The organism is Serratia sp. HRI, from assembly GCF_010119335.3.
GTDB classification, from domain to species: domain Bacteria; phylum Pseudomonadota; class Gammaproteobacteria; order Enterobacterales; family Enterobacteriaceae; genus Serratia; species Serratia nevei.
The window spans coordinates 2,017,878-2,037,309 of the sequence record NZ_CP083690.1 but is presented as its reverse complement, the minus strand read 5'-3'; the positions used below and the strand labels follow the sequence as shown (position 1 = coordinate 2,037,309).

The window sequence follows — 19,432 nt, the reverse complement described above, 5'->3', positions numbered from 1 at the left end:
CTCAGGCGGTTGCGCTTGCCATTTTGAGCTTGGGCAGTGCTCGGACTCCTCACGTACTCCGTGTACGCTCCGGGTCCTGCGCGCTGTCCGCACCCAAACTGCCTGCGCTCACGGCACCTGTGGGCCCATTCCTCCCGCATATTTTTTGAGAGAGGACGGCATGAAACTTTTACGTTACGGGCAACCCGGGCAAGAGCGCCCCGGCATGTTGGATACGCAAGGCCGCCTGCGCGATCTGTCGCAGCATATTGCCGACGTGGGGGGCGCCGCGTTATTGCCGGCGTCGCTCGCCAAACTGCGCGCGCTGGACAGCGCCACGCTGCCGCTGGTCGAAGGGCAGCCGCGCATTGGTGCCTGCGTCGGCGGCATCGGCAAGTTTATCTGCATCGGCCTGAATTACGCCGATCACGCGGCGGAGACCGGTGCGGCCATTCCTGAAGAACCGGTGGTGTTCAACAAATGGACCAGCGCGGTGATCGGCCCCTACGACCGGGTGGAGATCCCGCGCGGCTCGCAGAAAACCGATTGGGAAGTGGAGCTGGGCGTGGTGATCGGCCTGGGCGGGCGCTACATCAGCGAAGCGGACGCGATGCGCCACGTCGCCGGTTATTGCGTGATTAACGACGTCTCCGAACGCGAATATCAAATTGAGCGCGGCGGCACCTGGGACAAGGGCAAAGGCTGCGACACCTTCGGGCCGATCGGGCCCTGGCTGGTGACCGCCGACGAGATCGCCGATCCGCACAGCCTGAATTTGTGGCTGGAGGTGGACGGCAAGCGCTATCAGGACGGCAACACCAGCACCATGATTTTCCGCATTCCACAGATCGTCAGCTACCTCAGCCGCTTTATGAGCCTGCAGCCGGGCGACGTGATCTCCACCGGCACGCCGCCGGGCGTCGGGATGGGGCAGAAACCGCAGCCCGTCTATCTGCGGGCGGGCCAGACGATGCGTCTGGGCATCGAAGGGCTGGGCGAACAGCGCCAGCAAACCGTACAGGCCTAACCGGGAGCGCCGCCATGACCACCATTACCGCACTGCGGGTTGAAGACATTCGTTTCCCCACCTCGTTGGGGCTGGACGGATCCGATGCCATGAATCCGGATCCCGACTATTCCGCCGCCTACGTGATCCTGGAGACCGATCGCGCGGATCTCAGCGGCCACGGGCTGACGTTCACCATCGGCCGCGGCAACGAGATCTGCTGCGCGGCGATCCGCGCGCTGGAGCATCAGATCGTCGGCGAGCGGCTGGAGGATATCGCCGCCGACATGGGCGCCTTCTGGCGGCGCTTCACCAGCGACAGCCAGCTGCGCTGGATCGGGCCGGACAAGGGGGCCATTCACCTGGCGACCGGCGCGGTGGTCAACGCGGTGTGGGATCTGTGGGCCAAATCGGTCGGCAAGCCGGTGTGGCGGCTGGTGGCGGAGATGACGCCAGAGGAGCTGGTGCGCTGCATCGACTTCCGTTACATCACCGACTGCATCACGCCGCAGGAGGCGCTGGCGCTGCTGAAACAGCGGGCCGAGGGCAAAGAGCAGCGCCTGGTGCGGCTGCTGCAGGAAGGCTATCCCTGCTACACCACCTCCGCCGGCTGGCTGGGGTATCCGGACGACAAGCTGCGCCGCCTGTGCCAGGAAGCGGTCGACGCCGGTTTCTCCTACCTGAAGCTGAAGGTCGGGCGCGATCTGGAAGACGACATTCGCCGGGTGCGCATCGCCCGCGAGGTGATCGGCCCGGATCGCCGGCTGATGATCGACGCCAACCAGGTGTGGGAGGTGGACGAAGCCATTCCGTGGGTGAAGCATCTGGCGTTCGCCAAACCCTGGTTTATCGAAGAGCCGACCAGCCCGGACGACGTGGAAGGCCATCGCCGCATCCGCGAAGGGGTGGCGCCGGTCAAGGTGGCCACCGGTGAGATGTGTCAGAACCGCATCATGTTCAAGCAGTTCATCATGCGCGGCGCGGTAGACGTGGTGCAGATCGACGCCTGCCGCCTCGGCGGCGTCAACGAAGTGCTGGCGGTGATGCTGATGGCGGCCAAATACCAGCTGCCGGTCTGCCCGCACGCCGGCGGCGTCGGGCTGTGCGAGTACGTGCAGCACCTGTCGATGATCGACTACCTGTGCATTGCCGGCACCCACGAAGGCCGGGTGATCGAGTATGTCGATCATTTGCATGAACACTTTGTCGATCCCTGCGTGATCAACGGTGCGGCCTACATGCCGCCGAGCCGTCCCGGCTATTCGATCGAGATGCATCCGTCTTCGATCGCGCAGTATCGGTTCCGCGGGTGAGGCGGGAGGATCGCATGCCGCGCATTGACGCTCACCAGCACTACTGGCGCTATCGCCCCCAGCACTATCCGTGGATCGACGAGCGGATGAGCGTGCTGCGGCAGGATTTCGATCCGCCCCGGCTGCGGCCGCTGTTGCAGGAACAGGGGTTCGACGGCGCGCTGGCGGTGCAGGCGCGCCCGAGCGAGGACGAGACGCTGGCCCTGCTGGCGCTGGCTGAACAGTGCGAGGGCGTATGCGGCGTGGTGGGCTGGCTGGATATCGCCGCGCCGCAGCTGGCGCAGCGTCTGGAGGCCTTGCGGCCTTACGGCGCGCTGCGCGGGGTGCGCCATCAGGTGCAGGACGAAGCGGATCCGGCGGCCTGGCTGGCGCGGCCGGAGGTGGAACGCGGCATGCAAACGCTGCAGCGCGCCGGGTATGTGTACGAGATCCTGGTGACGCACCGGCATCTGGCGGCCGCGGCGGCGTTTGCCACCCGCCACGATGAGCACTGGCTGGTGTTGGATCATTTCGGCAAGCCGGACATCGCGCGCGGCGTGCGGCACTGGGCGCAGCAAATCCGGCCGCTGGCGGCGCTGCCGCACGTGGCCTGCAAGCTGTCGGGGTTGATCACCGAGGCACCGGGTGGCCGGTGGCGGGCGGAAGAACTGCTGCCGTTTTTCGACGCCGCGCTGGAGGCGTTCGGCCCGCAGCGGCTGATGTTCGGCTCCGACTGGCCGGTGTGCCTGCTGGCCGGCGACTACCGCCAGGTGGTGCAACTGTGCGAACGGGCGCTGTTGACGCTGGGGGCCGCCGAACAAGCGGCGATTTGGGGCGACACCGCCCGGCGAATTTACGGTTTAACGGAGTCTGGTTATGGATCTGTATCTGCAAGATAAGGTGGTGCTGGTCACTGGCGGTGGTGCCGGCATCGGCGCGGCGATTGCTCATGTGCTGGCCGCAGAAGGCGCGATCCCGGTGCTGGTCACTAACGCCGCGCCGGAAGCGGCGCTGCTGGCCGATTTGCAGCGGCTGCAGCCGCGCACCGAGGTGATCCTCACCGAACTGTGCGACGAGGCGGCCTGCCGCCGCGCGGTCAGCCAGACGCTGGCGGCCTTCGGCCGCATCGACGGGCTGGTGAATAACGCCGGGGTCAACGATGGCGTCGGGCTGGAGGCAGGGCGCGAAGCGTTCGTCGGCTCGCTGGAAAAGAACCTGGTGCACTACTACCTGATGGCACACCTGTGCCAGGCGGCGCTGCAGGAGAGCCGGGGCGCCATCGTCAATATCGCCTCCAAGACCGCGCTCAGCGGTCAGGGCGGCACCAGCGGCTACACCGCCGCCAAGGGCGCGGTGTTGGCGCTGACGCGCGAATGGGCGGTGTCGCTGCGCCATGACGGGGTGCGGGTGAACGCGGTGGTGCCGGCGGAGGTGATCACCCCGCAGTACCAGCGCTGGCTCAACACCTTCGCCGAGCCGCAGCGGCAGATGGCGAAAATCACCGCGCGCATTCCGCTCGGGCAGCGCATGACCACGCCGCAGGAGATCGCCGACACCGTGGCGTTCCTGTTGTCGTCGCGGTCGTCGCACACCACCGGGCAGTGGCTGTCGGTGGACGGCGGCTACCTGCATCTCGATCGGGCGCTGACGTGAGCGGCGCGGCGGCAGGGCGGCGCCGTTTCTGCCAGGCGCTCGATCTGATTGACTCACCGGAGCTGATTGCGGAGTACCAGCAGCAGCATCAGCGCATCTGGCCGGGCATCGCCGCGCATTTGCGCGAGCACGGCATTCTGGACATGGAGATTTACCGGTTGGGCACCCGGCTGTTCATGATCGTGGAGGTCAGCGCCGATTTCGACGCTGCGGGTTTTGACGCCGCCAGCCTGAACAACCCCGAAGTACAGCGATGGGAAGCGCTGATGTGGCACTACCAGGCCGCCACCCCCTGGACGCCGCAGGGCGAAAAATGGGTGGAAATGGCGCGGATATTTTCTCTGCAACAGCAATAACGCCAACATCATCATCGCCAGACGATACGAGGGTATCACCATGCTTGCTGAAAAAAGTGCGGCCTCCGCGCAGCCGGGCGTCGCCGTGACCGCCAATCTGCGCTGGGCCTTTATCCTGGTCACCAGCCTGTTCTTCATGTGGGGGCTGTCCTATGGCCTGCTGGACGTATTAAACAAACATTTTCAGGAGACGTTGCACGTTACCAAGGCGCAGTCGGGTTTGTTGCAGGCGGCCTATTTCGGCGCCTATTTCCTGGTGGCGCTGCCCGCCGGATACTTTATGGACCGCAAGGGCTATAAGGCGGGCATTCTGGTCGGGCTGTGCCTGTATGCGCTGGGGGCGCTGCTGTTCGTGCCGGCGGCGTCGGCCAACAGCTTCGGCGTGTTCCTGTTCGCGCTGTTCGTTATCGCCAGCGGTTTGGGCTGCCTGGAAACGGCCGCCAACCCGTACGCCACGGTGTTGGGCGACGCGCAGGGCGCCGAACGGCGGCTCAACCTGGCCCAGTCGTTCAACGGCCTCGGGCAGTTTATCGGCCCGTTGATCGGCGGCACGCTGTTCTTCTCTGCCAGCCAGTCCGCCGGCGGCGGCGATCAGAGCGCGGTGAAGATGACCTATGTGGCGATCGCCGTGCTGGTGCTGCTGATCGCGCTGTTGTTCAGCCGCACCCGGCTGCCGGCGATCCGCGAAGAGGAAAAACCGGTGCATGGCATGATAGCGCAGGGATTGTGGCAGCATCCGCATTTCGTCGGCGGGGTTATCACGCAGTTCTTCTACGTGGCGGCGCAGGTGGGCGTAGGGGCGTTCTTCATCAACTACGCCACCGAGCACTGGCGCGAGGTGTCTAACCAGAGCGCCTCTTACCTGCTGTCAATCGCCATGATCTGCTTTATGGTTGGGCGCTTCTTCAGCACCTGGTTGATGGGGCGAGTCAAGCCGGCGACGCTGTTGGCGGCCTATGCGCTGATCAACATCGCGCTGTGCGGCGTGGTGATGCTGAGCGTTGACGGGGTGTCGGTGGTGGCGCTGATCGCGGTGTTCTTCTTTATGTCGATCATGTTCCCGACCATTTTCGCCCTGGGGGTGAAAAACCTCGGTAAACACACCAAGCGCGCCAGTTCCTTTATGATCATGGCGATCGTCGGCGGCGCCATCATGCCGTACTTTATGGGGGCGCTGGCTGACCGTTACAGCACCGCGCTCTCTTATCTGCTGCCGCTGCTGTGCTTCGCGGTGGTGCTGGTCTACGGCCTGCGGCAGCGCCGCGCCTGATTCAACCCGGCGGCGAATCGGCCTTCGCCGCCGTTGTCAGCGCCTGTGGGCGGGTTCGCATCAGGATCGCCAACGCCAGCAGCAGCACGATGCCGGACAGCACGCCGTTTATCGTCAAGCCTCCGGCGTCCACTACCAGCCCGCCCGCCAGTGAACCGCAGGAAATCGCCAGATTAAACAGCGCGATATACAGCGAAGAGGCGACCTCGACCGCATCGGGGGCCGCCTTGAGCATCCATGCCATCAGCGAAACGGAAACGCCGCCGTAGGCGATGCCCCACAGCAGGAGGAAGGCGCTGCCGCTCAGCGGCGCGTGGCCCAGCAGCGGCAGCAGCAGGACGGCGAGCGCCAGCCCGAGGGCGATCAGCGCCAGGGTGCGGCGTAGCCGTTTGGCCGCGGCCTGGCCGGCGATGAAATTCCCGACGATACCGGCGGCGCCGTAGGCGAACAGCAGCGGCCCCACCCAGCGGCCCTCGATGCCGGCGACCGTCTGCAGCAGCGGGCGGACAAAGGTGTAGGCCATAAAGTGGCCGGCGACCAGCAGAAACGTCAGCAGCAGCCCGAGGAGCAGTCGGCGATTCGCACGCTGCGCGGTGAATAAACGCCAGCTCACCGTCTGCGTGACCGGCAGCGGCGGCAGCACGCACAGCAGCAGGAGCAGGGTCAGCGCCGCGAGGACGGCGACGGCCAGAAACGCCATGCGCCAGCCCAGCGCTTCGCCGAGGAATACCCCGAGCGGCACGCCGAACACCGAGGCTGCCGCTACGCCGCTGAAGATGACGGACAGCGCCAATCCTACGGAAGTCGGCGGCACCAGACGTTCCGCCAACCCACCTGCGATGGCCCAGATACCGCCGATGCAAAAGCCCAGCAGGATGCGCGCAGTGAACAGCAGCGCCATGGAGGTGGCGGCGGCGGCCAGCAGGTTGGCGGCGATCAGCAGCAGCAGAAAGGCGATCAGCAGGCTGCGGCGATCCGTGCGCCGGGCACCCAGCACCACCAGCGGGGCGAACAGCGCGGCAAACAGGGCGGGCAGGGAAACCAGTAATCCGGCGCGGCCGATCGTCGCATTCAGGGTACTGACGATCGGAGTCAGCAGCCCGACGGGCAGCATTTCTGCCGTGACGACGGTAAAGGTGGACAGGGCGATAGCGAAAGTCGCCAGCCAGGGTTTTGCGCCGCCGCCGGCGTGTAAGGCACTCATAATGACTCTCCCAACCGATGAAGAGCCTCAGTGTATCCGCGCCAAAATGGCTGATAAACTGGTCTGAATGCGCAACATTGGGGACATATCGTGGCTAATTTACCGTCTATGCCGTTGGATAACCTGACCGACCTGCTGGTGTTCATTCGCGTCGCCGACGCCTGCAGCTTCACGCTGGCGGCCGAGAGGCTGGGCATTTCCCGATCGGCGGCGGGCAAATGCGTGAACCGGTTGGAGGAGCGATTGGCCACCCGGCTGCTGCAGCGCACCACGCGCAGCGTCAGCCTGACCGAAGACGGCGCGGTGTTTTACGAGTATGCGCAGCGCATCCTGTCGCAGGCCGAAGAGGCGGAAACGGCGCTGAATACGCGGCGGCAAACGCCGCGCGGGCGGCTGCGGCTGGATCTGCCGGTCTCGTTGGGGCGATTGCATATCCTGCCGATTCTGCGGGAGTTTTTGGCGCAGTGGCCGGAGGTGGACGCCGACGTCAGCTTCTCCGATGAGTACAGCGATCTGGTGCGCGACGGCATCGACGTGGCTGTCCGCGTCGGCGGCAGCGACGACAGCCGGCTGGTGCGGCGGGTGCTCGCGCCGCATCGCCTGATCACCTGCGCGGCGCCGGATTATCTGGCGCGGCACGGTACGCCTGCAAAACCGGAGGCGCTGGGCGAGCACGAGACGCTGGTCTTCAGCCATCAGGGGCTGCCGGCGCCCTGGCGCTATTTGGTCAACGGCCAACTGCACGAACAGCCGGTGCGCGGCCGGATGCGTTTCAACAACGTCGAGGCCTTGCGGGATGCGGCCGTCGCCGGGGCCGGCCTGTGCCAGGTGGGGGCGTTTCTGGTCGGCGAGCAGATTGCGGCCGGCACGCTGGTGCCGGTGCTGGAGCGCTATTGTCGCCCGGGGCCGCCGATCTGCGCCGTCTATCCCAGCCGACGCCATCTCTCCCCCAAGGTGAAACTGTTCCTGGCGGCGATCGAACGGCGCTGGCAGGGCAGGGCGATTTGGGAAACCGCTTAGCGCGGGCGATTCACGCCCCTTTCAAGGCCAGCGTTCGCCGCATTAAGCGGTAGCCGCCTGCCGCCACCAGCAGCACGATCAGCCCGGCGGTGAGCGTGACGCTGAAGCCGGCCGTTATCCCTATGGCATCGATCGCCAGGCCCGCCAATGCGGCGCCGAGCGCCACGCCTATCCCCAGGCCGGTGACCATCCAGGTCAACCCCTCCGTCAGTCTGGCGGGCGGCACGATGTTTTCAACCAGCCCCATGGCAACGATCATGGTCGGCGCAAAAAACAATCCGGCGACAAACATCGCCGCCGCCAGCATCAAGACATTGTGCACCCACAGCAGCGGCAGGGTGGTGAAGGCGGTGGCGAATGCCGCGTATAAGAACAGACGAGGCAAGGGGACGGGGATCTTAATTGCGCCGAAAATCAGCCCGGCCAGGCAGGAGCCGAACGCGTAAACCGACAGCACGATGCTGGCGGCGGCCGGCTGCCCTTGCTGCTCGGCGAAGGCCACGCTGATAACGTCCACGGTGCCGACGATGGTACCCAGAGCGATCAGCGCCAGCACCAGGATCTGCATCGACGGCATGGCCAGGATGGCGCGCTGCCGCTGGTTATTGTGGGCGTAAACCGGAGGCTGAGTGCTTTTTTGCGAGGCGAATGCCGCAACGCCCGCCACCAGAAGCAGCGCGGCCACCAGAGGGCCGGCCTCTGGGAAGAGTGAAACGCTAAACCCCACGGCGATCGGTGGGCCGACGATAAAGGCCACTTCGTCCAATACGGACTCGAATGAAAATGCCGTGTGCAGCTGTGGCGTGCTGCGATAAATTTCGCTCCAGCGGGCCCTGACCATCGCAGAGATGCTGGGCATGCTGCCCGCGAGCACGGCGAAGACAAACAGCGTCCAGTCCGGCGCCCGATAGTGGGTGCAGAGCAACAGCAGCAGCAGGGCTATCGCGCTGACCCCGGTGGCGTAGGGCAACACGCGGCTTTGGCCGTGACGATCCGCCGCGCGCGCGATTTGCGGCGCAAGCAGCGCCATGGAAAAGGCGAACGTCGCCGCCACCGCGCCCGCCAACCAATAGGAGCCGCGTACCTGCGAGAGCATGGAGATGATGCCGATACCGGTCATCGAGACCGGCAGGCGCGCGATCAGCCCGGCAGAGGAAAACGTCTTGCTGCCCGGGGCGTTGAACAGTTTGAAATAAGGATTTGCCATGGAAAGGGCTCCGGAATGTTGGCGGCTCGGTATTCGCTCAATGTCCATCATTGACATACGCCACGTATGTTACGTTAATTGACATACATGGCGTATGTCAATTATAACGTCATCAATAACGAGGCGGAGTGGACCCATGGCACGTAAAGCGCGCGCAGAAATGATTGAAGAAACCCGACAAAAACTGGTGGCGGCTGCCCGTCAGCAGTTTGGCAGCGTGGGGTATGCCGAGACGGTGATGGATGAACTCACCGCGCAAGCCGGTATGACGCGCGGTGCGCTCTATCACCACTTTGGCGACAAGAAAGGTTTATTTTTGGCCGTCGTGCAAGAAATTGACGCCGAGATGGACGCGCGTCTGGCGGCAATTTCCGCCAGCGCGCCCGATGAGTGGAGCGCTTTCGCCGGGCGCTGTCGCGCCTATCTGGCGATGACGATTGAACCGCAAGTGCAGCGCATTTTATTGCGTGACTCACCTTCCGTATTGGGGGCGGAACATCTTCAGGCCAGCAGGTTGCAATGTATCGCCTCCATGACGAATATGCTGCAAAAGTTGATGGAACAGCGGACTATCGCGACGACCGCACCTGAGGTATTGGCGCATTTAATCAATGGCGGCCTGATGGATGCCGCGCTTTGGATCGCGAATCAGCAGGATGAGAAGACTGCGTTGGAGCAGGCATTGGCCGGTTTGACGCTGTTGCTGAACGGCTTGCGGCCAAGGGCCGCTTAACCGGACAGGGTATTTATTCCTGCGGCTGCAGCAGGGCGGGCTGGACGTTTTGTGCCAGCTGGATATTGTTGCGGCCGCTGTGCTTTGCCAGATAGAGCGCGGCGTCGGCCGCGCCGATCGCCGATTCGACGTCCAGCTTTTCCAGCGCGGAGATGCCGGCGCTGAGCGTCAGCGTGCCGCTGTGCTGCGGGCTGGCGCCGTGTGGAATGTTCAGTTCCGCCACCCGTTGGCGCACCCGCTCGGCCAGCTGCGCCGCGTAGCCTTCGTGCACGTTGGTCAGCAGCACCAAAAACTCTTCCCCGCCGTAGCGCACCACGATGTCGCGCGAACGCACCGCATCGCGGATGGCGACCGCCACCTGCACCAACGCCCGATCGCCCATGGCGTGGCCGTAGCTGTCGTTATAGACCTTGAAGTGGTCGATATCCAGCAACAGCACGTAATGGTGGCCGGTTTGCGGTTCCAGCAGCATCGTGATCTTATTCTCCAGCCCGCGCCGGTTATAAAGGCCGGTCAGAGGATCGATCATGCTCAAATTATTGAATTTATCTCGCTCGTTATACAGGTTGGCCACCAGCGCGTGAGTAAAGATTTCACTGCGTTTCAACATCAGGTGGTGGATGGAGAAAGCGATAATAGGTAATAGCGTGGTGAATAATATCCGCAGGGTATTATGCATGCCGTCTAAAGCCAGGATCACCATTGCGGAAGGCACGGCGTGTAAACAAAAGGCGGTAAAGTTATCCGTCAGAGAAATAGCGCTGATAAAAAAGATGCTAAACAAACTAATTAATAAAAAATCTTGGTTATTCGGTAGGCAATATTGACTTTTAACGTAAGTATGGGCGGCCCACAGCAGGCCGAGCACGCCGGCGAACAGGTTGAGTTTGCACAAGTATTTGCGTGGCGTTTGCAGGGACAATAGCGCCGCTACCAGACAAAATAGCGGTATACATAATAAAGGTAGGGTAAATGCGGGCGTATCCCTAAAAGGGAACAATAATGTAAATACGGAAGAGGCGGCATTCATTATCAGAAAAAGAAATAATGCCAGGCGCTGCTTGCTGTTCAGTAATTCCTGATAAGAACGGGCGTTCATACGGAGGTCACTCTTTGCAAAGTCGTTCTGTCGAATAATTAAGGTTGAGAAGCATTCCTTTGGCGCGAATATCCACTTGAATTGCATGGTTGAGGATTGTGATTATTATCATGCAAACAGGACTAGGAATTTTCTTATGTCAAATTATCATTTTTTCATGCTGGTGTCATCTGGGTTTGGTCAGCGCAGTGAAAATGATGCGGTGGCCAAAAAAGTGTTATATGATATTGGTTATCATTATCACTTAAAGGGGGTATCATGCTCACCGCCATGATTGCCGCGTGTGGACTGTGGGGCGTCAGCTGGTGCCTCGGCGATCGCCTGGCCAGCGCCTGGGGGGTTTTGCTGCCGTGCGCGCTGATGCCGCTGCTGGCCTTGATCGATCTGAATATGATGCAGCTGCGCACCCTGATTGTGATAGCGATGCTGGCCACGCTGGTGATGCTGTTCAACAGCCGGCTGCGTCACTATCTGCTGCTGCCTTCCTGCATGGCGCTGGCGGGCGGCCTGGCGGCAATCAGCCTGAACTTCAGCTTCGCGTAAACGCCGGAAACGGTAAAACCACGCTTAGGCGTGTTTATCATCAATGCGTTGGGATTTTTTCGAAGGAACTACCGGAGAGATCATCAATTGGTGCGAAGAGAGGGACTTGAACCCTCACGTCCGTAAGGACACTAACACCTGAAGCTAGCGCGTCTACCAATTCCGCCACCTTCGCACAGTCGATGTTGTTGCTTTGATTTATATTACGTCGCCAGCGTGGTGCGAAGAGAGGGACTTGAACCCTCACGTCCGTAAGAACACTAACACCTGAAGCTAGCGCGTCTACCAATTCCGCCACCTTCGCATCGATGCTGAGTGCAATATAAATCATGTGGTTATTTGGTGCGAAGAGAGGGACTTGAACCCTCACGTCCGTAAGGACACTAACACCTGAAGCTAGCGCGTCTACCAATTCCGCCACCTTCGCGTACCAGAAACATTACCGGAGTAACGTTACCACGGAGGCGAATTCTAGAGATTTTGGCGGGCACGTCAACAGTTATTTCCCCGCTTTGCGGGCGTTTGCTGGAAAAACAGCCATATCACCGCTTTTCTGCTGGTCAAACAGCCAAATCAGCCAATCAATCAACACTCTGACCCGCGGCGCCAGGAAACGGCCGGGCGGATACATGATGTAAATCGGCATCGGCGGAGGCGGCGTTTCCGCCAGCACTTCCACCAGTTCGCCCTGTTCCAGCCAAGGGGCAAGCGAATAGCGCGCCGCCTGAATCAACCCCATGCCGGCACGTGCGCCGGCGATGTAAGCGTCGGCGCCGCTGACGCTCAGCCGGGCGGGGAGTTCGCGCAGTTCCAGCTTGCCGCCGCGGCAGAACTCCAGCGGGTAATCGCGGTTGCTGGCCAGGGAAAAATACCCCACCGCACGGTGGGGCGCCAGGCTATCGATGTCGAGCGGCGTGCCGTGGGCCTGCAGATAAGCGGGGGAAGCGCAGGTGATCTGCGGCAGCTGGGCGATGCGCCGCGCCACCAGGCTGTCGTCTTCGGTTTCCCAGGCGCGCAGCACGCAGTCCACGCCTTCGCGCAGCAGATCGACGTGGGTGTCGTTGGCACCCAGCGCCAGCGTGATGTCGGGATAGCGCCGGTAGAAGTCGTCCAGCGCCGGAATGACGATCTGGCGCGCCAGCGAATGGGGCATATCGATGCGCACCTTGCCGGACGGCTGCAGCTTATGGTGGCTGAACAGCGTGTCCGCCTCCTCCAGTGCGCCCAGCAACTGCACGCAGCGTTGATAGTAGAGACTGCCTTCGCTGGTCACCTGCACCTGGCGAGTGGTGCGGATCAGCAGGCGCACGCCCAGCCGCTGTTCCAGCCGTTTCAGCGCGTTGCTGACCGTGGCGCGCGGCAGCTGCAGGCGTTCGGCCGCCCGGCTGAAGCTGCCCAGTTCGACGATGCGGGTAAAAATGCGCATGGCTTGAACCTGATCCATGTCCACTCCGTATTGTTGGTGATTTTTGAACAGTGATGTGCAATCTGCATTATTTATCTTTGTCGCGTAAACAACCAGACTTTGCTGCGTTATCCATTCACCGCATGAGGGCAGCACAATGCAACAACGTAAACTCGGTTCCCACGGCCCCGTCGTCTCCGCCCTGGGTTTGGGATGCATGGGCATGAGCGACTTCTACTCCACCGGCGCCGATCGGCAGGAAGCCATCGCTACGCTGCACCGGGCGCTGGAGCTGGGCGTCACGCTGCTCGACACCGCCGACATGTATGGCCCGCACACCAACGAAGAGTTGGTGGGGGAAGCGATCAAGGGCAAGCGGCAACAGGTGTTCCTGGCCACCAAGTTCGGCATCCTGCGCGATCCGGCGGATCCTTCGGCGCGCGGCGTCAGCAGCCGGCCCGAGTATATCCGGCGCTCCGTCGAGGGCAGCCTGCGGCGCTTGGGCGTGGAGGAGATCGATCTTTATTATCAGCACCGGGTCGATCCGCAGGTGCCGATCGAGGACGTCGTCGGCACGATGGCGGATCTGATCCGCGAAGGCAAGATCCGCCATATCGGCCTGAGCGAGGCGTCGGTCGCCACGCTGGAGCGGGCGCACAAGGTACATCCGATCACCGCGCTGCAGACAGAGTATTCGCTGTGGACGCGCGATGCCGAGCAGGGCGTGCTGGCGGCCTGTGAGCGCCTGGGCATCGGCTTTGTGCCTTACAGTCCGTTAGGGCGCGGTTTCCTTACCGGCGCTATCCGGCGGCCGGAGGATCTGGCCGAGGACGATTTCCGCCGCGGCAACCCGCGCTTCCAGGGGGAAAACTTCACCCGCAACCTGGCGCTGGTGGAGAAGGTGGGGGAGCTGGCGGCGCAGAAGGGTGTCAAACCTTCGCAGCTGGCGCTGGCCTGGGTATTGGCGCAGGGGAAACACATCGTGCCGATCCCCGGCACCAAGCGCCGTCGTTACCTGGAAGAGAACGTCGCGGCGGCGGAGATAACGCTGAGCGCGGCTGAGCTGGCGGCGATTGAAGCGGTGTTCCCGCTGAGTGCGGCGGCCGGCGATCGCTACGGCGCGGAGTCGATGACCTACATCAACGGTTAAAAAAAAGCGCGGCCTGCAGGCCGCGCTCTGTCGTTTTCCGCCAACGGAGAATTATTTCTTCTTCGGCGCGCGCGGCGGACGGCCGACGGTCGCCTGGTATACCTTGAAGCGGCCGTTCTGCGCCAGCACTTCGTGGCTGCCGAAGGTGGCGTCCAGAATGTCCGGGTATGGCAGGAAGGCGTTGGCGACAATGCGCAGTTGGCCGCCGATCGGCAGGTGCTTCACCGCGCCGCGGATCAGGGTTTCGGCGGCGGTCAGGCTGGTCTGCAGCCCGTCGTGGAACGGCGGGTTGGAGATGATCATGTCGAAACGGCCAGTGATGTCGGAGTAAACGTTGCTGACGATCACTTCCCCTTCGATGCCGTTGGCGGCCAGCGTCGCGCGACTGGATTCCACCGCGGCGGCGTTGACGTCGCTGAGGGTCAGTTTCACCTTCGGCGACAGCTTGGACATTACCGAGGCCATGACGCCGGCGCCGCAGCCGATGTCCAGCACCTTGCCTTTCATGTGTTTTTCCAGCGTCGACAGCAGCAGCGAGCTGCCGACGTCCAGGCCGTCGCGGCTGAACACGCCCGGCAGCGTTTTCACTTCCAGATCGTGCAGCTGATAGCTGTCCCACCAGTCGTTCAGGTCGAACTCGGTCTGCGCGTCCAGGCGGCCGTGATACAGGCCGCAGCGGCGCGCGCTGTCGATTTTCACCAGCGTGACGTGGCCTTCCAGCGTTGGCTCGGCGCTGCGCACGCCGCTGCGGTTTTCACCGACCACGAACACGTCTACGCCCACCGGCAGCAGCGCCAGGATGTTGCACAGCTGGAATTGCGCTTCCTGCTTGCTCTTCGGCCAGTAGTAAACCAGCGTGTCGCAGTTAGCGACGAAAGCGGGATCGACGGTCAAACCGAACTGCACGTTATCGCCCATCGTCCGGTTCAGTAACTGCCAGTGATGGTATTGCTGAGTGTGGACGCGCACGTCCGCGGCCTCGAATTGGGCCGGCAGGCTGTCCTGCAGGTCGCCGGCAAACAGCACGCGGCGTTCGATAAATTCATCACTGTGGCGCAGCATGACTTCACTGGCGGGGGTTAATGCAGACATCAGATATTGGCTCCTGGAAATGAGACCGGGGATTATAGAGCTTTGTGGCGATATGTTCGACGGGTTTGTTGGCGCGGGGGGCGCGGGTTTGTTAGCATAGCGCGGCGCATGGCAGGCATGGCGCACCACAACGGGTAGGAATCGGCATGGCATCAAAACGCGACTGGCTGTTACAACAACTGGGTATTACGCAGTGGACATTGCGCCGCCCGAGCGTGTTGCAGGGCGAAGTGGCGGTCAGTCTGCCGCCCGAGACGCGCCTGCTGGTGGTGGCGCAGACGCTGCCCGCGCCCGACGATCCGCTGTTTTGCGACGTGCTGCGTAGCCTGGGGCTGACGCCGGCGCAAACCTACAGCCTGACGCCGGAACAGGTGGCGATGCTGCCTGAAGAGACCGCATGCAACAGTTGGCGGCTGGGCGTGACGGAACCGCTCGCGGTCGCCGGCGCGCAGCTACACAGCCCGGCGCTGGCCGAGCTTTCCCAAGACGCGGGGGCCAAACGTGCCCTCTGGCAGCAGATTTGTCATCATGAACACGATTTCTACCCTGACGGCGGCCGACCTGGCCACGGCCTTCAACATTGAGCAAGCCAGCCACGCTTTCCCCTGGACGGAAACCACCTTTGCCAGCAATCAGGGCGATCGCTACCTTAACCTGAAGCTGAGCGCCGATGGGGAGATGGCGGGGTTTGCCATCACGCAGATCGTGCTGGACGAAGCTACGCTGTTCAACATCGCCATTCATCCGCAGCACCAGCGCCGGGGCTTTGGCCGCCTGCTGCTCAACGCGGTGATTGAACAGCTGGAGAGCCGTGGCGTGGTGACGCTGTGGCTGGAGGTGCGCGCCTCCAACCAGGCGGCGATCGCACTGTATGAAGATCTCGGTTTCAACGAGGTCACCGTGCGCCGCAATTATTACCCGAGCGCCCACGGCCGCGAAGACGCGATCGTGATGGCGCTGCCGCTGGGGTAATCCGCCCGGCCGGTAAAAGCATTGATTGTCACCGATTGGCAAATCGGCGAAAATGCCCGGCCGTTATCTTTTATTCACCGCTTTGCCCGGCGCCGCGATCGGCGCGTTCTGATGATGTCGCAGGGCGGACTAACCGTAGAACCTGAAAACCATGTCTCCTAGTGAATTTGCCCGCGAAGTCTCCAAAAGAAGAACTTTCGCCATCATCTCGCACCCCGATGCCGGTAAAACCACCATTACCGAAAAAGTGCTGCTCTTCGGACAGGCGATCCAGACTGCCGGTACGGTAAAAGGCCGTGGCTCCAGCCAGCACGCCAAATCCGACTGGATGGAAATGGAAAAGCAGCGTGGGATCTCGATCACCACCTCCGTGATGCAGTTCCCGTACCGCGACAGCCTGGTTAACCTGCTGGATACCCCGGGGCACGAAGACTTCTCCGAAGATACTTACCGTACCCTGACCGCCGTCGACTGCTGTCTGATGGTGATCGACGCCGCCAAGGGCGTTGAGGATCGTACCCGTAAGCTGATGGAAGTCACCCGTCTGCGCGACACGCCGATCCTGACCTTCATGAACAAACTGGACCGCGACATCCGCGATCCGATGGAAGTGATGGATGAAGTCGAGCGCGAACTGAAGATCGCCTGCTCGCCTATCACCTGGCCGATCGGCTGCGGTAAGCTGTTCAAGGGTGTTTACCACCTGTACAAGGATGAAACCTACCTGTATCAGACCGGTAAAGGCCACACCATCCAGGAAGTGCGCATCGTCAAAGGCCTGGACAACCCGGAGCTGGATGCGGCGGTGGGTGAAGATCTGGCGGCGCAGCTGCGCGATGAGCTGGAGCTGGTGCAAGGCGCTTCCCACGAGTTCGATCAGGAGGCTTTCCTGAGCGGCGAGCTGACCCCGGTGTTCTTCGGTACCGCACTCGGTAACTTCGGCGTGGATCACATGCTGGACGGTCTGGTGGCCTGGGCGCCGGCGCCGATGCCGCGCAAAACCGACACCCGCGAAGTGACGGCGGCGGAAGAGAAATTCACCGGCTTCGTTTTCAAGATCCAGGCCAACATGGATCCGAAACACCGCGACCGTGTGGCCTTCATGCGCGTGGTGTCCGGCCGCTACGAGAAGGGCATGAAGCTGCGCCAGGTGCGCACCGGCAAAGACGTGGTGATCTCCGACGCGCTGACCTTTATGGCCGGCGACCGTTCGCACGTGGAAGAAGCCTACCCGGGCGACATCATCGGCCTGCACAACCACGGCACCATTCAGATCGGCGATACCTTCACCCAGGGTGAAGACATGAAGTTCACCGGTATTCCGAACTTCGCGCCGGAGCTGTTCCGTCGCATTCGCCTGCGCGATCCGCTGAAGCAGAAACAGCTGCTGAAGGGGCTGGTGCAGCTGTCTGAAGAGGGCGCAGTACAGGTGTTCCGCCCGATCGCCAACAACGATCTGATCGTCGGCGCGGTCGGGGTGCTGCAGTTCGACGTGGTGGTGGCGCGTTTGAAGAGCGAGTACAACGTGGAAGCGCTGTACGAATCGGTCAACGTGTCGACCGCGCGCTGGGTCGAGTGCGACGACGTGAAGAAGTTCGAAGAGTTCAAGCGCAAGAACGAGATCAACCTGGCGCTGGACGGTGGGGACAACCTGTCCTACATCGCGCCGACCATGGTGAACCTCAACCTGACGCAGGAACGCTATCCTGACGTGACCTTCCGCAAAACCCGCGAACACTGATCGCTCGGCAGGGCGCCCAGTGCGCCCTGCACGCTTCTCCTATCCTCACTGCGCTAATTAATAAATCTTCCTCATATTTTATCCTGCGAACCGCTATCGCCAGGCGATGTTCGTTCGGCCTGCGTTTTCCGTCTGATGGTCTATCTTTAACGAGTTGTCCGCACATTGCTTGAGAGTAAATCACTGTAATACGCTATTTGTTTGGTGAGTTATTCTGATGTGTTGCCGATAGGAGACAGTCAGTGTCTTTAAATATCAATGAGATAGCTATATTTCAGTTTTGTGTAACTTAGCCTGTCGCCAATAGGCGACAGTTTTTTGGCTAAAAATTCGACTTCTGAATTTTTTTCTTTGATTTTTAAGGTGTTTTTTGAGTTGGCACGGCCGTTGCTATACTCCTGTCGTGAACGCTTAATCGTATAGCGATGATGAAGTATTTACCGAGAAGGCCGCGTGAAGGTGGCCGCAGGGTTCCGGCGCTCTGGCGTCGAGAGCCCCCAACAAAAGGAAGAGATCGATGAAAAAGACCAAATTTGCACACTCGCTGATGGCCGTCGTATTGGGTTCTGTTTTGGTAAGCGGCAGTGCGCTGGCTGAAGACAGTCTGCTCAACAAGGCGTCTAACGCCGCGGATAGTGCCGGTGCCAAAATCGATAGCTCCATGAAAAAAGTTGACGGTTACATGGATGACAGCGCGATAACGGCTAAAGTTAAAAGTGCGTTGGTGGAAGATAAGACCATCAAAAGTTCTGACATTTCGGTGAAAACCGAAAAAGGCACCGTGATCCTGAGCGGGTTCGTCGGCAGCCAGGCGCAGGCGGAGCATGCGGTCGCGGTCGCCGGTAAGGTGGAAGGCGTCAAGACCGTCAGCGACAAGCTGCATGTGAAAGATGAAGCCAACCAGTCGATCAAATCGTATGCCGGCGACACCGCCACCACCAGCGAGCTGAAAGCCAAGCTGTTGGCCGATGACATCGTGCCGTCGCGCAATGTGAAAGTGGAAACCACCGATGGCGTGGTGCAGCTTTCCGGTGAGGTGAAAACGCAGGCGCAGTCTGAACGTGCGGAAAGCATCGCCAAGGCCATCGACGGCGTGAAAAGCGTGAAAAACGACCTGGTGGTCAAGCAGTAACCCCCGCCAGGCGCCCGTAACAAGCAACAACAAGCCGCATCTGCCGGGCCGTGAAGGCGGTCCGGCATGTACCACCAAAAAAAGAAACTGATTTGCCGCCGACGTCCCGTTGTCGGGGCGGTAGGCAGCAGCGAATTTTTCACAATGGTAAGGAGAAGCTTATGTTTCGTTGGGGCATTATCTTTTTAGTTATCGCGCTTATCGCTGCGGCGTTAGGGTTCGGTTCGTTGGCGGGTACTGCTGCCTGGGCGGCTAAAATCGTGTTCGTCGTCGGTATCATCCTGTTCCTGGTCAGCCTGTTCACCGGCCGTCGGCGCCCTTAGCCGGCCGGCATTTTCCCGTAAACTGTAACAAAGCTTAACTCCTTTTCTCACGTCGGGGAGGGCCGGCCATGAACAGCGACATCATCGTCGGGCGCTGGAAACAGCTGAAAGGCCAGGTATGGCAGGCGTGGGCCGAATGGTCCGGCAGCGATTGCGCCTGGCTGGCCGGCAGCAACGATTTCCTCGCCGGCGTACTGCAAGAGGATTACGGAAGAGAGCGAGACGCGGTATCCTCGGAGAAAACGTCTCACTGAG

The 19,432-nt window shown here is 61.6% G+C and carries 21 protein-coding genes and 3 tRNA genes; 16 read left to right on the top strand and 8 right to left on the bottom strand.

Going from position 1 to position 19,432, the window contains the following annotated elements:
* Nucleotides 1–160: 160 nt before the first annotated feature.
* From GF111_RS09900 to GF111_RS09875, 6 genes are read left to right on the top strand one after another with little or no spacing between them, the layout of a single operon-like run.
* A complete protein-coding gene (locus GF111_RS09900) occupies nucleotides 161–1,006 on the top strand; it encodes a fumarylacetoacetate hydrolase family protein (RefSeq protein WP_055311799.1) in 846 nt (281 codons plus the stop codon).
* A 14-nt stretch (nucleotides 1,007–1,020) separates the two neighbouring features.
* The gene (locus tag GF111_RS09895) at nucleotides 1,021–2,298 is read left to right on the top strand and encodes an L-fuconate dehydratase (protein WP_055315495.1); all 1,278 of its coding nucleotides are present in this window, start codon (nucleotides 1,021–1,023) and stop codon (nucleotides 2,296–2,298) included.
* 14 nt (nucleotides 2,299–2,312) lie between these two features.
* On the top strand, nucleotides 2,313–3,176 hold the full coding sequence (locus GF111_RS09890; RefSeq protein ID WP_061872277.1) for an amidohydrolase: 864 nt from the start codon (nucleotides 2,313–2,315) through the stop codon (nucleotides 3,174–3,176).
* The gene (locus GF111_RS09885) at nucleotides 3,154–3,930 is read left to right on the top strand and encodes an SDR family oxidoreductase (protein WP_038878449.1); all 777 of its coding nucleotides are present in this window, start codon (nucleotides 3,154–3,156) and stop codon (nucleotides 3,928–3,930) included. The genes GF111_RS09890 and GF111_RS09885 overlap by 23 nt, the downstream gene beginning before the upstream one ends.
* Nucleotides 3,927–4,286, top strand: coding sequence for an L-rhamnose mutarotase (locus tag GF111_RS09880; protein WP_147190831.1), 360 nt, complete (start codon nucleotides 3,927–3,929; stop codon nucleotides 4,284–4,286). The genes GF111_RS09885 and GF111_RS09880 overlap by 4 nt, the downstream gene beginning before the upstream one ends.
* Before the next feature lie 40 nt (nucleotides 4,287–4,326).
* Entirely contained in the window at nucleotides 4,327–5,556 is a 1,230-nt protein-coding gene (locus GF111_RS09875; protein WP_038878455.1) for a sugar MFS transporter, read from the top strand.
* Nucleotide 5,557: 1 nt separating this feature from the next.
* On the opposite strand, the gene GF111_RS09870 is transcribed toward GF111_RS09875, so the two are convergent.
* On the bottom strand, nucleotides 5,558–6,760 hold the full coding sequence (locus GF111_RS09870) for an MFS transporter (protein ID WP_047729042.1): 1,203 nt from the start codon (nucleotides 6,758–6,760) through the stop codon (nucleotides 5,558–5,560).
* Between the two features lie 108 nt (nucleotides 6,761–6,868).
* Between GF111_RS09870 and GF111_RS09865 the strand changes: the two genes are divergently transcribed.
* Entirely contained in the window at nucleotides 6,869–7,780 is a 912-nt protein-coding gene (locus tag GF111_RS09865) for a LysR family transcriptional regulator (RefSeq protein WP_038878460.1), read from the top strand.
* Nucleotides 7,781–7,790: 10 nt separating this feature from the next.
* On the opposite strand, the gene GF111_RS09860 is transcribed toward GF111_RS09865, so the two are convergent.
* Nucleotides 7,791–8,987, bottom strand: coding sequence for an MFS transporter (locus GF111_RS09860; RefSeq protein WP_224217832.1), 1,197 nt, complete (start codon nucleotides 8,985–8,987; stop codon nucleotides 7,791–7,793).
* A gap of 136 nt (nucleotides 8,988–9,123) precedes the next feature.
* On the opposite strand from GF111_RS09860, the gene GF111_RS09855 reads away from it, so the two are divergent.
* Nucleotides 9,124–9,720: a TetR/AcrR family transcriptional regulator gene (locus tag GF111_RS09855; protein WP_224217831.1), complete on the top strand. Its 597-nt coding sequence runs from the start codon at nucleotides 9,124–9,126 to the stop codon at nucleotides 9,718–9,720.
* 13 nt (nucleotides 9,721–9,733) lie between these two features.
* Here GF111_RS09855 and GF111_RS09850 read toward each other — a convergent pair whose 3' ends face one another.
* Entirely contained in the window at nucleotides 9,734–10,819 is a 1,086-nt protein-coding gene (locus tag GF111_RS09850) for a GGDEF domain-containing protein (RefSeq protein WP_080491537.1), read from the bottom strand.
* 258 nt (nucleotides 10,820–11,077) lie between these two features.
* On the opposite strand from GF111_RS09850, the gene GF111_RS09845 reads away from it, so the two are divergent.
* The gene (locus tag GF111_RS09845; protein WP_048233751.1) at nucleotides 11,078–11,362 is read left to right on the top strand and encodes a DUF1435 domain-containing protein; all 285 of its coding nucleotides are present in this window, start codon (nucleotides 11,078–11,080) and stop codon (nucleotides 11,360–11,362) included.
* 88 nt (nucleotides 11,363–11,450) lie between these two features.
* Here GF111_RS09845 and GF111_RS09840 read toward each other — a convergent pair.
* The 4 genes from GF111_RS09840 to GF111_RS09825 form a co-directional block, all read right to left on the bottom strand.
* A tRNA-Leu gene (locus tag GF111_RS09840) sits at nucleotides 11,451–11,537 on the bottom strand.
* A 42-nt stretch (nucleotides 11,538–11,579) separates the two neighbouring features.
* Nucleotides 11,580–11,666: transfer RNA gene (locus tag GF111_RS09835), tRNA-Leu, on the bottom strand.
* 36 nt (nucleotides 11,667–11,702) lie between these two features.
* Nucleotides 11,703–11,789, bottom strand: a tRNA-Leu gene (locus GF111_RS09830).
* Nucleotides 11,790–11,861: 72 nt separating this feature from the next.
* Nucleotides 11,862–12,806, bottom strand: coding sequence for a LysR family transcriptional regulator (locus tag GF111_RS09825; protein ID WP_055317758.1), 945 nt, complete (start codon nucleotides 12,804–12,806; stop codon nucleotides 11,862–11,864).
* Between the two features lie 118 nt (nucleotides 12,807–12,924).
* Here GF111_RS09825 and GF111_RS09820 point away from each other — a divergent pair, with 118 nt between their 5' ends.
* Nucleotides 12,925–13,917, top strand: coding sequence for an aldo/keto reductase (locus tag GF111_RS09820; protein WP_055312695.1), 993 nt, complete (start codon nucleotides 12,925–12,927; stop codon nucleotides 13,915–13,917).
* Between the two features lie 51 nt (nucleotides 13,918–13,968).
* Here GF111_RS09820 and rsmC read toward each other — a convergent pair whose 3' ends face one another.
* Nucleotides 13,969–15,009: a 16S rRNA (guanine(1207)-N(2))-methyltransferase RsmC gene (gene rsmC, locus GF111_RS09815; RefSeq protein WP_038878472.1), complete on the bottom strand. Its 1,041-nt coding sequence runs from the start codon at nucleotides 15,007–15,009 to the stop codon at nucleotides 13,969–13,971.
* Between the two features lie 146 nt (nucleotides 15,010–15,155).
* Here rsmC and GF111_RS09810 point away from each other — a divergent pair, with 146 nt between their 5' ends.
* The 6 genes from GF111_RS09810 (at nucleotide 15,156) to GF111_RS09785 (ending at nucleotide 19,431) form a co-directional block, all read left to right on the top strand.
* Nucleotides 15,156–15,593, top strand: a complete 438-nt coding sequence (locus GF111_RS09810; RefSeq protein ID WP_025305206.1) for a DNA polymerase III subunit psi — start codon at nucleotides 15,156–15,158, stop codon at nucleotides 15,591–15,593.
* Nucleotides 15,538–15,981 carry a ribosomal protein S18-alanine N-acetyltransferase gene (gene rimI, locus GF111_RS09805; RefSeq protein WP_038878477.1) on the top strand — a complete coding sequence of 148 codons (444 nt, stop codon included), beginning with the start codon at nucleotides 15,538–15,540 and terminating at the stop codon, nucleotides 15,979–15,981. The genes GF111_RS09810 and rimI overlap by 56 nt, the downstream gene beginning before the upstream one ends.
* A gap of 151 nt (nucleotides 15,982–16,132) precedes the next feature.
* Complete coding sequence (gene prfC / locus GF111_RS09800; RefSeq protein WP_038878480.1) at nucleotides 16,133–17,722, top strand: peptide chain release factor 3; 1,590 nt, start codon at nucleotides 16,133–16,135, stop codon at nucleotides 17,720–17,722.
* A 517-nt stretch (nucleotides 17,723–18,239) separates the two neighbouring features.
* A complete protein-coding gene (gene osmY, locus GF111_RS09795; RefSeq protein ID WP_038878482.1) occupies nucleotides 18,240–18,854 on the top strand; it encodes a molecular chaperone OsmY in 615 nt (204 codons plus the stop codon).
* Nucleotides 18,855–19,015: 161 nt separating this feature from the next.
* A complete protein-coding gene (locus GF111_RS09790; RefSeq protein ID WP_004857650.1) occupies nucleotides 19,016–19,177 on the top strand; it encodes a DUF1328 domain-containing protein in 162 nt (53 codons plus the stop codon).
* A 68-nt stretch (nucleotides 19,178–19,245) separates the two neighbouring features.
* Entirely contained in the window at nucleotides 19,246–19,431 is a 186-nt protein-coding gene (locus GF111_RS09785; RefSeq protein ID WP_025305210.1) for a stress response protein, read from the top strand.
* The last annotated feature ends 1 nt before the right edge of the window (nucleotide 19,432 follow it).

Bases quoted from the DNA above. Each gene is read 5' to 3' on its own strand.
- GF111_RS09900 (WP_055311799.1), top strand. From the start codon at position 161: ATGAAACTTTTACGTTACGGGCAACCCGGGCAAGAGCGCCCCGGCATG.
- GF111_RS09895 (WP_055315495.1), top strand. From the start codon at position 1,021: ATGACCACCATTACCGCACTGCGGGTTGAAGACATTCGTTTCCCCACC.
- GF111_RS09890 (WP_061872277.1), top strand. From the start codon at position 2,313: ATGCCGCGCATTGACGCTCACCAGCACTACTGGCGCTATCGCCCCCAG.
- GF111_RS09885 (WP_038878449.1), top strand. From the start codon at position 3,154: ATGGATCTGTATCTGCAAGATAAGGTGGTGCTGGTCACTGGCGGTGGT.
- GF111_RS09875 (WP_038878455.1), top strand. From the start codon at position 4,327: ATGCTTGCTGAAAAAAGTGCGGCCTCCGCGCAGCCGGGCGTCGCCGTG.
- GF111_RS09870 (WP_047729042.1), bottom strand. From the start codon at position 6,760: ATGAGTGCCTTACACGCCGGCGGCGGCGCAAAACCCTGGCTGGCGACT.
- GF111_RS09865 (WP_038878460.1), top strand. From the start codon at position 6,869: ATGCCGTTGGATAACCTGACCGACCTGCTGGTGTTCATTCGCGTCGCC.
- GF111_RS09860 (WP_224217832.1), bottom strand. From the start codon at position 8,987: ATGGCAAATCCTTATTTCAAACTGTTCAACGCCCCGGGCAGCAAGACG.
- GF111_RS09855 (WP_224217831.1), top strand. From the start codon at position 9,124: ATGGCACGTAAAGCGCGCGCAGAAATGATTGAAGAAACCCGACAAAAA.
- GF111_RS09850 (WP_080491537.1), bottom strand. From the start codon at position 10,819: ATGAACGCCCGTTCTTATCAGGAATTACTGAACAGCAAGCAGCGCCTG.
- GF111_RS09845 (WP_048233751.1), top strand. From the start codon at position 11,078: ATGCTCACCGCCATGATTGCCGCGTGTGGACTGTGGGGCGTCAGCTGG.
- GF111_RS09825 (WP_055317758.1), bottom strand. From the start codon at position 12,806: ATGGATCAGGTTCAAGCCATGCGCATTTTTACCCGCATCGTCGAACTG.
- GF111_RS09820 (WP_055312695.1), top strand. From the start codon at position 12,925: ATGCAACAACGTAAACTCGGTTCCCACGGCCCCGTCGTCTCCGCCCTG.
- rsmC (WP_038878472.1), bottom strand. From the start codon at position 15,009: ATGTCTGCATTAACCCCCGCCAGTGAAGTCATGCTGCGCCACAGTGAT.
- GF111_RS09810 (WP_025305206.1), top strand. From the start codon at position 15,156: ATGGCATCAAAACGCGACTGGCTGTTACAACAACTGGGTATTACGCAG.
- rimI (WP_038878477.1), top strand. From the start codon at position 15,538: ATGAACACGATTTCTACCCTGACGGCGGCCGACCTGGCCACGGCCTTC.
- prfC (WP_038878480.1), top strand. From the start codon at position 16,133: ATGTCTCCTAGTGAATTTGCCCGCGAAGTCTCCAAAAGAAGAACTTTC.
- osmY (WP_038878482.1), top strand. From the start codon at position 18,240: ATGAAAAAGACCAAATTTGCACACTCGCTGATGGCCGTCGTATTGGGT.
- GF111_RS09790 (WP_004857650.1), top strand. From the start codon at position 19,016: ATGTTTCGTTGGGGCATTATCTTTTTAGTTATCGCGCTTATCGCTGCG.
- GF111_RS09785 (WP_025305210.1), top strand. From the start codon at position 19,246: ATGAACAGCGACATCATCGTCGGGCGCTGGAAACAGCTGAAAGGCCAG.